Source organism: Candidatus Cloacimonadota bacterium, assembly GCA_021734245.1.
In the GTDB taxonomy this organism is placed as follows: Bacteria; Cloacimonadota; Cloacimonadia; order Cloacimonadales; family TCS61; genus B137-G9.
The window spans coordinates 38,579-51,239 of record JAIPJH010000011.1 but is presented as its reverse complement, the minus strand read 5'-3'; the positions used below and the strand labels follow the sequence as shown (position 1 = coordinate 51,239).

Annotated in this window: 11 protein-coding genes; 2 read left to right on the top strand and 9 right to left on the bottom strand. The window is 37.1% G+C overall.

Annotated elements, in window-relative coordinates:
* Positions 1 to 82: 82 nt before the first annotated feature.
* Positions 83 to 553, bottom strand: a complete 471-nt coding sequence (locus tag K9N40_03375; GenBank protein ID MCF7813507.1) for a hypothetical protein — start codon at positions 551 to 553, stop codon at positions 83 to 85.
* A gap of 639 nt (positions 554 to 1,192) precedes the next feature.
* Here K9N40_03375 and K9N40_03370 point away from each other — a divergent pair.
* Positions 1,193 to 1,840, top strand: a complete 648-nt coding sequence (locus K9N40_03370; protein ID MCF7813506.1) for a thiamine diphosphokinase — start codon at positions 1,193 to 1,195, stop codon at positions 1,838 to 1,840.
* 95 nt (positions 1,841 to 1,935) lie between these two features.
* Positions 1,936 to 3,522, top strand: coding sequence for a tetratricopeptide repeat protein (locus tag K9N40_03365; protein MCF7813505.1), 1,587 nt, complete (start codon positions 1,936 to 1,938; stop codon positions 3,520 to 3,522).
* Between the two features lie 458 nt (positions 3,523 to 3,980).
* Here K9N40_03365 and radA read toward each other — a convergent pair whose 3' ends face one another.
* The 8 genes from radA to infB all read right to left on the bottom strand — a co-directional run bounded on the left by radA (position 3,981) and on the right by infB (position 12,658).
* Positions 3,981 to 5,309 carry a DNA repair protein RadA gene (gene radA / locus K9N40_03360; protein ID MCF7813504.1) on the bottom strand — a complete coding sequence of 443 codons (1,329 nt, stop codon included), beginning with the start codon at positions 5,307 to 5,309 and terminating at the stop codon, positions 3,981 to 3,983.
* 15 nt (positions 5,310 to 5,324) lie between these two features.
* Complete coding sequence (locus K9N40_03355; GenBank protein ID MCF7813503.1) at positions 5,325 to 6,590, bottom strand: ATP-binding protein; 1,266 nt, start codon at positions 6,588 to 6,590, stop codon at positions 5,325 to 5,327.
* Positions 6,591 to 6,700: 110 nt separating this feature from the next.
* Complete coding sequence (locus K9N40_03350) at positions 6,701 to 7,639, bottom strand: bifunctional riboflavin kinase/FAD synthetase (GenBank protein ID MCF7813502.1); 939 nt, start codon at positions 7,637 to 7,639, stop codon at positions 6,701 to 6,703.
* Positions 7,640 to 7,642: 3 nt separating this feature from the next.
* Positions 7,643 to 8,011 (bottom strand): hypothetical protein, encoded by a 369-nt coding sequence (locus K9N40_03345; protein MCF7813501.1) that lies wholly within the window; start codon positions 8,009 to 8,011, stop codon positions 7,643 to 7,645.
* On the bottom strand, positions 8,008 to 8,865 hold the full coding sequence (gene truB, locus K9N40_03340; protein ID MCF7813500.1) for a tRNA pseudouridine(55) synthase TruB: 858 nt from the start codon (positions 8,863 to 8,865) through the stop codon (positions 8,008 to 8,010). The genes K9N40_03345 and truB overlap by 4 nt, the downstream gene beginning before the upstream one ends.
* Before the next feature lie 15 nt (positions 8,866 to 8,880).
* On the bottom strand, positions 8,881 to 9,876 hold the full coding sequence (locus tag K9N40_03335) for a DHH family phosphoesterase (protein ID MCF7813499.1): 996 nt from the start codon (positions 9,874 to 9,876) through the stop codon (positions 8,881 to 8,883).
* The gene (gene rbfA / locus K9N40_03330; GenBank protein MCF7813498.1) at positions 9,866 to 10,225 is read right to left on the bottom strand and encodes a 30S ribosome-binding factor RbfA; all 360 of its coding nucleotides are present in this window, start codon (positions 10,223 to 10,225) and stop codon (positions 9,866 to 9,868) included. Before rbfA ends, K9N40_03335 begins: the two co-directional genes overlap by 11 nt.
* Positions 10,226 to 10,240: 15 nt before the next feature.
* The gene (gene infB / locus K9N40_03325) at positions 10,241 to 12,658 is read right to left on the bottom strand and encodes a translation initiation factor IF-2 (GenBank protein MCF7813497.1); all 2,418 of its coding nucleotides are present in this window, start codon (positions 12,656 to 12,658) and stop codon (positions 10,241 to 10,243) included.
* Positions 12,659 to 12,661: the final 3 nt, after the last annotated feature.

Genomic DNA, 12,661 nt, shown 5'->3' with positions numbered 1-12,661 from the left:
GCTGTCCAGCCAGGTAGCAGCATGGACAAAAGCAAGAAACAAAAAAGAATGCTCTATAAACTGGCAGTTTACCACCCAAGATTCACGAGTTAAATTGAAACGTCTCTATCCGACAATCGATGATTGACGGGTCACTAGTCCAAATTGTATTGCCATCAGGATTTATCTTCCTCAATGCAGCATTATTATTCGAACCACCAGCCAGAATTACATTACCATCAGAAGTAGTTTTCATAGAGAAAACACCGAATTCATTATCATATGGGATTGCCCACATTTGATTTCCCTCCGAATCTCGTTTTATCATATAGATCCCTCCTCCACCAAAAGCTGAATAACCTATAGATAGTAAACTGCCGTCAGGTAATTCAGTAAAATCTATTTGATATCCATTGCTAATCATGAAATCCAGAGAATCATCAACAGCCCAAAGTAGATTGCCATCAGAATCGGTCTTCATAAGGAAGGCCCAATTCTCATACTCATGAGGATCATAGCCGAAAATTTCATATGATCCACAGACCACATAGCCACCATCTTGAGTAATTATCACATCTTCGACTTCGTATCTATCTGTCCAGTTAGGTCGTTGAAATGGACGATAAGTTTTTACCCAGGTTTCTTGGGAAAAAAGGCCAAAAGCAAAAAGCAGAAAGCAGAAAAGGAACAGAAGTGAGAGATGAGAGTTGAGACGATGAGATTTTGAGACTTTGTGACTTTGTGATTGAGAGACTTTGTGACTTTGAGATTGAGAGACTTTGTGACTTTGAGATTGAGAGACTTTGTGACTTTGAGATTGAGAGACTTTGTGACTTTGGGATTGAGAGACTTTGTGACTTTGGGATTGAGAGACTTTGTGACTTTGTGATTGAGAGACTTTGTGACTTTGAGAGAATGAGAAAATACGAATTACTAATGACAAGTGACCAGTGATTAATAACCAATGATCGTCATATTGCAGAAATCTTCTTGCGACTATTGACGAAGAATCTTTATTTCTTTGGATCTTTACCTCTCTGCTTCTTTGCCTCTTTGCATCTTTGCCTCTTTGCCTCCCTGCTTCTTTGCCTCTTTATTTCAACAACTTCATTACACTTCTTCTAAATTCGAATTGTTTCGAATCTAAGCATAGATAGAAAATATTTAATGGAATTGGTTGTCAAATTCTTTACCTGTTTGTAAATTATATTCCATGAAAAAAGAAAAAGTAATTTCGATCATCGGAAATGGCGAAAAGCCAGAAGAAAAGTTGAAAGAGATCATTTTACAATCGGATGTTATTATTGCTGCCGATGGTGGAGCAAATCATTGTGGAGAATTGGATATAAAGCCAGATTACATCATTGGTGATCTTGATTCCATTTTTCCTGAGAATAAACATAAATTCTGTAATGCAAAAATAATCCGGATAGAAGAGCAGCAGACTTCCGACCTGGAAAAAACACTTAATTTTGCCAGCACACTTTCTCCAGATCTGATCAGATTATTCTCTATATTTGGCCGGCGCAGCGATCATACTTTGTACAGTTTGAAAAAGCTGTGGGTAGCAGAAAACAATCTTGGAATTGAGTTGTACGATAATTTCGGTTACTGGAAAATTTATCGATCAGGACAATATGTTTTTAAAGGTGAAATCGGTGAAACGGTCTCCTTTTTTTCTCCGGGAAAAGTTACAAAATTTGAAAGTTTTGGATTTGAGTTTCCTATAAAATTTGGAGATTATGTAAATGGATTTTACAGTTTGAGCAATACATTCCAGCAAAAAGAAGTAAAAATAAAATTTACCTCTGGCAAGGTCTTGATTTATAGAATGCTACACAATGAAGAGCGTTTTGATTAACCAATAAAGATATAGCAAAAAAATAACTTGCACCAAAATGAAGTGAAAAAAAAATGTATGAAAATTGAAATAAGAAAATAAATCTTGGAGGAAGTGTGAAAAAGTTAATTTTAACTCTCGCTTTGATGAGCATTTTGATGTTCTCACTCTTAGCCGAAGTCCAAAAAGTAGCAATAGTAAAATTCGAGAAGAACGATCGTCCCAGCGATTATGTTTATAAGGAGATGACCAAACGTGATTTTGAGAATGTTTTCAAGGACAATGAAAATCTGGAATTGATCAAAATTAAAGATGCCGAAAAAGCATTCAAGAAATCTGGTTTTGCCTATATGGGAAAAGACGAAGCACGTACACTAGGAACTGATCTGGAGGCAGATTTTGTTCTCTGGGGAGGAATTAGTTCTGCTTCCAATAATGAATTCAAAGTTCAATTGAATGTTTACAGTTTGCAAACTTCCGATGTTTTTCCGATAATTTTTAACGTTACCAAAAATAAAGAAGACCGTCGTGCAATGATCTCTGAGAATTTGTTAACGAAAATTGAAGAATCTGGCCAGGCTGAAGTTACAAAACTGATGGATATCGGCTTGCAGCATTTCAACAGTAAGAACTTTGCATCCGCCGAAGAGTCTTTCAGCAGCCTTATACAGATCGATCCGCAAAACGTGGATGCCTATTTTTATCTGGGTGCTATTAAATATTTGAACAAAGAATATGAAGCATCAGTAGATTATTATCTGCAAGGGCTGGAAATCGATCCTGAAAACGTAAATATGTTAGATTTTTTAAGTAAATCTTATCTTAAAATGGAATATTACGAAGAAGCTGTAGATGCTCTGGAACAGATTGCTGCTATAGATGAAAACAACAAAGAGATCTGGTATCGAATAGGAAATATTTACTCCGAGATCGAATATTATGGAGATGCAGAAGCAGCCTTCCGAAAAGCACTGGAAATTGATGAAAACTATTCAGAAGCCTGTCAGGCTCTGGGCGTTTTGTTATACGATCAGGAATTGTATGATGATGCAATTCAACCTCTTTTATCTGCAAGCCAGGCATTTCCGGATGTAGATCATTTGCAGAAAAAACTGGCAAAGTGTTATCTAAAAACTGGAAAATTGGATGATGCTATCCAGCAGTATAAATCTGTTTTGGTTGAGCAACCTGAAAATGTGAATGCTTATATGAATCTGGCTGGAGCGTATCGTGTTACAGGGCAAAATCAGGAAGCATTGAACACCCTTCTTCAGTTAAAAAACATCAATCCTGAACTTCCTAAAGTTTATCTGAGAATTGCAGATATTTACCTGGTGATGAAAGATTATGGAAAAACAATCCAAATGGCTGATAAAGCATTGGAACTGGATGCAAATTTATACGACTCTTACATGATAAAAGCTCAGGTAAAATTTGAACAGGGCTACAAAAAATATGAGAAGTTTTTGTGGTACGAGGAAGAATATAAAGATAAATCCAGATACTACGGTGAAGCTGCCGATCAGCTGGTGGAAGATCGTGACAGAGTGAAGGAAGAGGCTTATAATTTGTTCCTGGAAGAAGAAGCTCTTTTGAATAAAGCTCAAGGAATGACTTCAGATCCTTCTGTATTGAAAGAGATAAAAAACAAGAAAGCTACTTTGCAGCAACTTAAATCTGCTACGAAACCAGGTGGGTTTTAGAAAATATATTTGAACTTGAAAGCCCTCGAATTTCCGGGGGCTTTTTTTATTTTCTTAGACAGGATCACTAGATGGACGGGGAAAATATATGTCATCCTGAGTAGGAGTGTAACGACGTATCGAAGGATATGACCAGATCAATGACGAATTGCAATTGCAAGCGAATTTGTCGCTTAAAATCTAAAAAACGCTTTGCACCCAAAAAAAGCCGTCATCCTGACGTTTCTGTTAGCATTACCTTGGAAGGATCTCGTGAAAACTCTTGGTGCTTTACTTCTCGGAATGCAAAGAGATTCTTCCAACCTGTGCCGAAGTTACCCACGAATGAATTCGTGGGCTTACAAAAAAAATGTCGTCATATTGAGGTACTCTTTGCTTTTTGACGAAATATGAACTCGTCTATCCTTCGTCAACTTTCTAAGAAAGAATTCCTCAGGATGACCGATAATTGGATGAATCTACTTCCCAAACAACACCGGAAATAACTGGCGAATATGTTTTAGTTTTGTGATCTTGCTTTTCACGTTTTTGGTTCGTGCTGAAACGATAATGTTTTCGTAGCCTAATTTAATCGCTTCTTTTATCCTTTTTTCAGCTTGCGATACTGCCCGAATTTCTCCATTCAATCCAACTTCACCAAGCAGCATCGTTTTAGCTGGAAGAGGTGTGTCTTTGGCGCTGGAAAGGATTGCAGCAATTATCGAAAGATCCAGAGCCGGTTCCATCACTTTCATTCCGCCTGCCAGGTTCAAAAACACATCATTATTCCGCAGATTTATGGAAAGATTTTTCTCGATAACAGCTAAGATCAGAGCTAATTTTCGGTGATCGAAACCTAAAGCAACTCGCTGCGAATTTCCATAACTGGCAGGAGAAACCAGAGCCTGAACTTCTACCAGGAAAGCACGCGTTCCTTCCAGCAGACAGCCGATTGCACATCCCACATTCGTTTCATTTTCCCGCAGGAAAAGTTGAGATGGATTTTTGACTTCCTGCAAACCGGAAGCCAGCATTTCAAAAATTCCAATTTCATTTGTAGAGCCAAAACGATTTTTCGTGGCACGCAAAATTTTGAACTGATTCTGCATTTCACCTTCAAAATAAAGAACTGTATCCACCATGTGTTCGATGATCTTCGGTCCTGCTACCGAGCCGTCTTTGGTAACGTGTCCAACAAGGAAGATCGGGATATTTTTCTGTTTGGCAATTCGGGTAAGAAGCCCGGTGCATTCCCGCAATTGAGAAACACTTCCCGGAGCGCTGTCGATAGAATTCATATAAATTGATTGGATGGAATCGATCACTACAAATTCAGGTTCCAGATCGGAAATTGTATTCAAAATAGCTTCTGCATCATTTTCACAATATAGAAGTAACTCTTCCGAAGTACATTCCAAACGTACACTCCTCATTTTGATCTGCTGTTTGCTCTCCTCTCCGGAAACATAAAGAACTTTTCGCTTATCTGCCAGAATATTTGCTACCTGCATCATCAAAGTTGACTTGCCAATTCCGGGTTCTCCACCAATCAAAACGACCATTCCGGAAACAATTCCACCACCCAGCGTTCCATCCAATTCACCGATTGTGGTAGATATCCGCTCTTTTGCATCTGCTTTGATGTTTATAATCTTTTCCGGTTGGGTGGAAAGTTCAAATCTTACGCGCTGATTTTTCTTTTTTCCTGTTACCCGTGTTGTTTCTTTCAATGTATTCCAGGCTCCGCAAGCCGGGCACTTTCCCGACCATTTACTGGTTTCTGATCCGCATTCTGTGCAGAAAAACATGTTTACCTCCGAAACTTAAAAATCTATTAGGACAAATAACGGAAATGGAATGAACAAAACATCTGTTGAATTAATTTTTTTAAAATCAAAATAATCTCTTGAAACAACGAAGGCTCGAGCGGGAACATATTTTTTGATGAAACTATGAAGTGATTTTTGTATACTGCTTCTTTTTAAATTGGATTTAATTTCAACAGGGATTATTTCTCCATTTTTTTCTATTATCAAATCTACTTCCGCTTTCGATTTTGTACGCCAATACTTTGTTTCTATATTTTTTTTATGTGTTTCTTCAAATATGAAATTTTCGTAAAGATCTGCAGTATCAGTACGCGAATCTTGATTGGTAAAGTTTTTGATCACAGCATTTCTGAAACCAGAATCTCGAAAGAAAAGTTTTTTGCTTTTACTAAGTTCCAGAAGTTTGTTTGTATAAAATGGATTTGAAAGCTGAATAATAAAAGTTTTTTCCAAAACATGGATTAATTGCTGAACTTTTCTTACATTCATTCCCATAAAATTTGATATTTCATTAAGATTTATCAAATCAGCTATTCTCAACCCCAGCGATTTCGTTAATTTCTCCATTTCAAAATCATTTTCTATATTCAGGATTTCTCTGATTTCTTTAATTAGATATGTATTGTAAATATTGTGCAAAACGGTTTCTTTTTCTTCAGCATTTTCACTTAATACTACTCGAGGATAACCACCAAAAATAATGTACTCATCTAAAATTTGCAAAGCTTTGCTGATAAGTGCTGACGGCACAATTGGCAATTTATAATCTTTTATTTGAGTAAATTCCTTTAATTGATCTGCAGCTTTATACAATTGCTCATAAAGTTGGATATCTTCATGTCTCAAAACTTCTGAAAAACTAAATGAATTCAGTTGAAATTGAAATATTCGACCCACTAAATATTTTGCTGCCTGCTCTGTTAGTTCTAAAGAAGAAGAACCACTGATGATAATTTTTTTACCAGGATAATTATCGAAGATATATTTAAGTTTTTTGCCACCTTCTCTGGCATATTGGAATTCATCAATTATCAATATGTCGCATTTATCTAAATAATAATCTGCAAAAGACTTTTCATCTTCTTGAAAATGAGATAGCTTTTCCCTATCTTCAAAACTGATCATTAATGAATTTTCCGTATTAAAAAAGTTCTGCAATAATGTAGTTTTTCCTACCTGACGTGCTCCTAAAATTGCAATTATCTCAGGGCTTTTCAGATATTTTTTTAGTTTATTTTCTAATTCTCTTTGCACATACATAACAACCTCACAACCAACAGATTATCACTTTAAACCTTACACCCGATTACATTTTTGCAGGGTTATTTTGTCAAGGTTTTATATTTTAGCAGGGTTGTTTTGGATATTACTTACTTTTTAGCAGGGTTGTTCTGGAAATATCCCCGTGTGTTTTCCACATCTTTTTTTATTTGATCGATAAGTTCGCGAGTTGATGCAAAATCAAGTTCATCTCGCAATTTTTTGTGGAAGATCACTTCAACGGTTTGATCATAAATATCTTCATCAAAATCCAAAATAAAAGTTTCGATCTCTTTGTAATGATTTTTCTTGAGAGTTGGGCTGTAACCAATATTGGTCGTTCCCAGAAAAATCGTATTTTTCCAGTGAATTTCACAAACGTAAACACCGATGCCGGGAATAAGTTTATTAGCATCTACCGGTTGCAAATTAATCGTGGGAAATCCGATCCCACGCCCCAACTGCTGACCTTTGATAACTTTGCCAATTATGGAATATTTCCTGCCCAGACATCTGGCTGCATCAAATAGATCGCCTTCGCGTACAAAATCACGTATCAGACTGCTGCTGATGATGCGATTCTTTATTTTAAAAGGTTCTACAAGCGATACTTTATAATTATATTCTTCCGCATTTTTCTTCAGGAATTCATAATTTCCTGCGCGGAATCTGCCAAAATGTGTATCGTAGCCAACGATCATTTCTTTTGCTCCGATTTCATCTATCAATATTTTTTTCAAGAAATCAGCAGGTGACATCGCAGCCATTTCTTCAGTAAATTCTAAATATAAAATACAATCCACACCAAATTCTCGCAGCAGCTTTTCTTTCAGATTTCTCTCGGTAAGAAGATAGGGAAAAGTTTTTTTATGAATTGTTTCCAACGGATGGTGATAATAGGAGATAACAACCGATTCTCCACCGGTTTCTTGGGCTCGATCAGTTAAATTCTGCAGTAATTTCTGATGCCCCAGATGAACTCCGTCAAAAGTTCCCATGCTGATAACAGGATAATTGAAACTGCAGTTCTGACCGTTTAGAAATTTCATTTTTTAATAATAACCCTCAGCCTTCGTTATACGGAGCCAGCTCCCTTCACAGGGAGCGAAAGCGGAACTCATATTCTCTTTACTTCCATATTTTTCCCCTTCAAAGGGGAAATGTTCTGTCTTTCTTGGTAACAATCTTTCGCAGAACAAAGGGGTTACTTTCTTCTGATAACCCTCAGCCTCCGTTACACGGAGCCAGCTCCCTTCACAGGGAGCGAAAGTGGAACTCATATTCTCTTTACTTCCATATTGTTCCCCTTCAAAGGGGAAATGTTCTGTCTTTCTTGGTAACAATCTTTCGCAGAACAAAGGGGTTCTCCAATTTGCCTGGATAGAGGAATTTTCACTTTTCTTATTATTAATATATTTCATATAAAAACCGTCTTGGGCTGCAACATATTGGCGTGTATTTTTGCGAATCCCAGAAAATCTTGCTCAGGAGATAAAACCATCACATCATCGCAATTTTCATGCTCTAAATCTATAAAACGCCCGTTTTTATAATGCTCAATATTTTCGATAATTATAGATTCAATATCAGGAAAAATATCAGGTACAGATATCATATTCTGCTGCCAGTTTTCTGAATTCAAATCTTTTATTTTTACCGCATTTTCAATTTTCAGATTTCCGATCTTTGTTCGTCGTAATTCTAATGTCGTTCCGATCGTACCAAGCATCTCTGCAATAGTCTCGGAAAGCGTGCGAATATAAGTTCCTTTGCTTACGATAACTCTATATTTCATGATCGGTAAATCAAAACTTTCAATAGAAAAATCATTTATTTGGATCGGTCTGGCTTGAATGGTAAAATCTTCATTTTTCCTAGCTAATTGATAAGCACGTTTGCCATCAATTCTGATGGCAGAAAACTTGTGAGGAATTTGAGATTCAATCTTTTCGACTTTAGATTTGAGTTCGATCAAATCATTATCTGAGATTTCGGGAATTTGCAGCTCTTCGATCTCTTCGCTTTCTGTATCGCCGGTTGCGGTTCGAACTCCCAGTTTCATGGTAACCAGATATTCTTTTTCCTTTGCCATCATCCTGTTTGTAAGTCGAGTTGCTTTTCCTATACAAACCGGCAGAAGTCCGGTGGCAAAAGGATCCAGAGTTCCAGTGTGGCCCACTTTTCTGATATCAGTAATTTTGCGGATCTTTCGGATAATATCGAATGAAGACAATCCCACAGGTTTATCGATGAGAAGCACGCCGAACGGATTCATAATCATCCTTTGAATTTAAATGCTGTGAAGTTGGTTTCGAATATCTTCCAACAATCCTTGTTGAACTTTTTCTAAACTGCCTTTGATCTCGCAGCCGGAAGCTTTTTTGTGTCCACCGCCGCCATATTTTGTAGCAATTTTATTTACGTTTATATAATTGGAACGCAAACTAATACGATAACGATTCGAATTTATCTCCAGGAAACTTGCAACAATTTTCACATTTTTAGTTCCTTTTACCCAGCGTGTAAGTTTGGAAACTTCTTTATCGATAAGATCATGACGTTCCAACATATCGAGAGAAGCAACGATGAACAGAATATTATCTTCATCATAAGTTGCCATTTTAGAGAGAGCTTCCCCGATAAACTGCATCTCATTTACGGGTCGGCAAAGTAAAAACTGTTCTGTGATCTGTCCGGGAACAATATCAAATTTCATCAATTTGGAACAAAATAAAAAGGTAGCTGCATCGGTGTTCATATTTATGAAATTATCTGTATCATTTATAACAGTTGTATATAGAGCTTTGGCAACATAATTTGCCGAATCAGCAGGAAGATTTGCAATTTCTTCTTCAAACATATCAAACAGGATTGCACCGACAGAAACTGCTTTGGCATTTATGTAAGTTTTGGAATTTTCTATCAGCTGCTGCTGCACGTGATGATCGAATACGAAAACTTCTTTGGCTGTGTGAAGCAGAGGAGCGCATTTTCCCAGACGATCAACTTCATGACAATCCAGAATTATCACGAATTTATACAGCATTGTATCATTAAAAACTTTCACCCTTTCAGAACCGTTCAGAAATTCGTAATTATCTGGTATTTCATCTTCGATTACTACATCTGCTTTTATGGCAAAATCTAATAAAATTTCCTGCAGAGCCAAAGCTGCACAAAGACCGTCACCATCAGGATTTTTGTGAGTGAGAATACAGAAAGATTTGTAATTTGGAAGTGCATCTAATAATTGTTTTTTTATTTTTTGCAGATCGTCAATTCTCATCAGTATCAGCTTCCTCCTGGTGAATTTTAGCAAAGATCTCATCTAATCTGCGAGCTTTTTCTGCTTTATCATCAAACTTAAAAATAAGTTCCGGAACGATCCGCATGAATTTAGCAGCTGCGATCTCTTTTTTTATAAAACCTTTACTGCGTTCCAAGCCAAGCTGAACCTTTTTTACATTTGGTTCCAAGGTTGTATAATAGATTTTGGCATAAGCCAGATCATTGGTAAGCTTAACCTCTGTAACATTGACCATCTGCAGGTCTTTATCTCGTACTTTGAACGTGAGAACAGTACTGATAAGCTTGAAAAGTTCACTTTCCAAACGTTGAATTCTAATACGGGGCAATTTTGGTCTCCCAGTTTACAATTTTCTGGCGACTTCTTCCATCACAAAGTTTTCAATCACATCGCCTTCTTTCAAATCATTATATTTTTCGATGCCGATTCCACATTCGGAACCTGCCTTCACTTCTTTCACTTCGTTTGCATAATGTTTCAAAGATGATAGTTTTCCCTCGTGAATAACAATATCATCACGATAAAGTCGAACAACTCCGGTATTGGTTATTTTACCTTTTTCTACCGCACAACCGGCAATTGTGCCAACGCCTTTGATCTTGAATATCTGTTTAACAGCTGCTGTTCCCATATATTTTTCCACAATTTCAGGAGCTAACATTCCCTGCATGGCGCTTTGAATATCTTCGATAGCTTCGTAAATAATGTGATAGAGTTTGATCTCTATACCTTCATCTTCTGCCATTTTCTTAGCAGTGTTGTTAGCTCGCACGTGGAATCCAATGATGATAGCATCGGAAGCAGAAGCCATGTTCACATCGGCTTCATTAATTCCACCAACTGCTTTACGGATAATGTTCACAACCACTTCATCTGTACTTAACTTCTGGAACGAGTCACAAAGAGCTTCCACAGAACCGTCTGTATCGGCTTTCACAATAAGCTTGATCTCGCTCATCGAGTGTTCCTTGATTCTCTGAAACAGGTTATCAAGATTTGTTTTCTGCTGATATTTTTCTCGTTCACGACGAATATTTTTACGTTCAGTACTTATCGAACGTGCCGTTTTCTCATTTTCTACTTTATTCAAAATATCTCCAGCTTTGGGAACACTGTTCAATCCATATAGAACAGCCACACCTGCTGGACTGACCTTTTCAATTTCTTTACCGCGTTCATCTTCCATTTTTCGAATACGCCCAAAAGTAGCTCCACAAACTACGCTATCACTTTTTTCTAATGTTCCTTCCTGAAGTAAGATAGTCACGATTGTTCCCATGCGCTGATCTTTCATCGACTCAATTACAATTCCTTTACCAGGAACTTCTTCAGCTGCCTTCAGTTCCAGCATTTCAGCAGAAAGTAAAATTGTATCCAGAAGTTCGTTGATTCCTTCACCGGTTTTGGCTGAACAGGGAACCCAGAGAATTTCTCCACCGTAACCTTCCAGCATCAGGTTCTGCTGCATCAAATCTGAAATCACACGATCAATATTTGCATCTTTAAGATCAATTTTGTTGATCGCCAAGATTATTGTAACTCCAGCAGCTTTGGCATGATCGATAGCTTCTACTGTTTGCTGTTTCACACTCTCATTTGCCGCAACCACAATAATAGCAATGTCAGTTACATTTGCTCCGCGAGCACGCATAGCCGCAAAAGCTTCATGACCTGGAGTATCCAGGAATGTGATCTGTTTATCCTGATATTCTACCTGATAAGCACCGATATGCTGAGTAATTCCACCAGCTTCTCCGGCAATTACATTTGTAGAACGAATTCTATCCAATATGGCAGTTTTACCATGATCGACATGACCCATCACTGTAACTATCGGTGGTCTGCCGACTTTTTCAGAATCATCGACTTCTTCTACTTTTTCTTCCAGGATCTCTTTTCCGTACTCTTCTTCAAATTCCACATCAAAATCAAATTCATCACAGATCATTTCCAAAGATTCTTTATCCAAACGCTGATTTATCGTTACCATCTGACCCATCATGAAAAACTTCTGAATAATATCCGAAGCATTTACATTCATCAGTTTTGCTAATTCACTTACAGAAGTAAACTCGGCAATTTTTATCTTAGCATCAACCTGAGTCTGAGTTTTATCATCTTTTTTATATTTTTTCTTTTTGGAAGTAGTTATTAATGTTTTTTTGATGTTTTTTGCAATTTCAGCTTCTTCCAATTCTGTAGGAACAAATTTGGTCTTGCGTCCCTTTTTCTTCTTCATGCTTTTTAATTTAGCTTTCAGATGCTTTGATTTATCTTTGAATTTCTTATCTTTAGATTTGTCATCTTTGTTGGTAAATTCTTTGTCTTTGAATTTCGGTTCTGTAACACCTTTTAATTTTGGTGGCAATTTACTTTCTTTATATACTGGTTGTTCCTTTTTTGGTTTCGGCTTTGAATGCTTTTTGTGAGAAGATCGGGAGTCTTTTTTCTCAATTTTTTTCTCAACAAATTTGGGAATATCTATGGCTTTGGGTTTGGGAGAAGAAGCTTTTTCCTGCTCAGTTTCCTTCTTTTTCTTATTTGCCAGAATTATTTTTTTATGAAGCGATTTACTATCGTGCTGACGCTGTTTGATGGCTCTGACTTCTTCGTTGAATTTAGCTCGAATCTTAGCAACTATTTCGTCATCCACCGGACTCATATGGCTTTTTACTTCCACACCCATATCGCCCAGATGTTTCTTCAACGCAGCAGTCGAAATTTTGAATTCTTTGGCTAATTGATGTACTCTTATCGGCATTTT

Bases quoted from the DNA above. Each gene is read 5' to 3' on its own strand.
- K9N40_03370 (MCF7813506.1), top strand. From the start codon at position 1,193: ATGAAAAAAGAAAAAGTAATTTCGATCATCGGAAATGGCGAAAAGCCA.
- radA (MCF7813504.1), bottom strand. From the start codon at position 5,309: ATGTTTTTCTGCACAGAATGCGGATCAGAAACCAGTAAATGGTCGGGA.
- K9N40_03355 (MCF7813503.1), bottom strand. From the start codon at position 6,590: ATGTATGTGCAAAGAGAATTAGAAAATAAACTAAAAAAATATCTGAAA.
- K9N40_03350 (MCF7813502.1), bottom strand. From the start codon at position 7,639: ATGAAATTTCTAAACGGTCAGAACTGCAGTTTCAATTATCCTGTTATC.
- K9N40_03345 (MCF7813501.1), bottom strand. From the start codon at position 8,011: ATGAAATATATTAATAATAAGAAAAGTGAAAATTCCTCTATCCAGGCA.
- truB (MCF7813500.1), bottom strand. From the start codon at position 8,865: ATGAATCCGTTCGGCGTGCTTCTCATCGATAAACCTGTGGGATTGTCT.
- K9N40_03335 (MCF7813499.1), bottom strand. From the start codon at position 9,876: ATGAGAATTGACGATCTGCAAAAAATAAAAAAACAATTATTAGATGCA.
- infB (MCF7813497.1), bottom strand. From the start codon at position 12,658: ATGCCGATAAGAGTACATCAATTAGCCAAAGAATTCAAAATTTCGACT.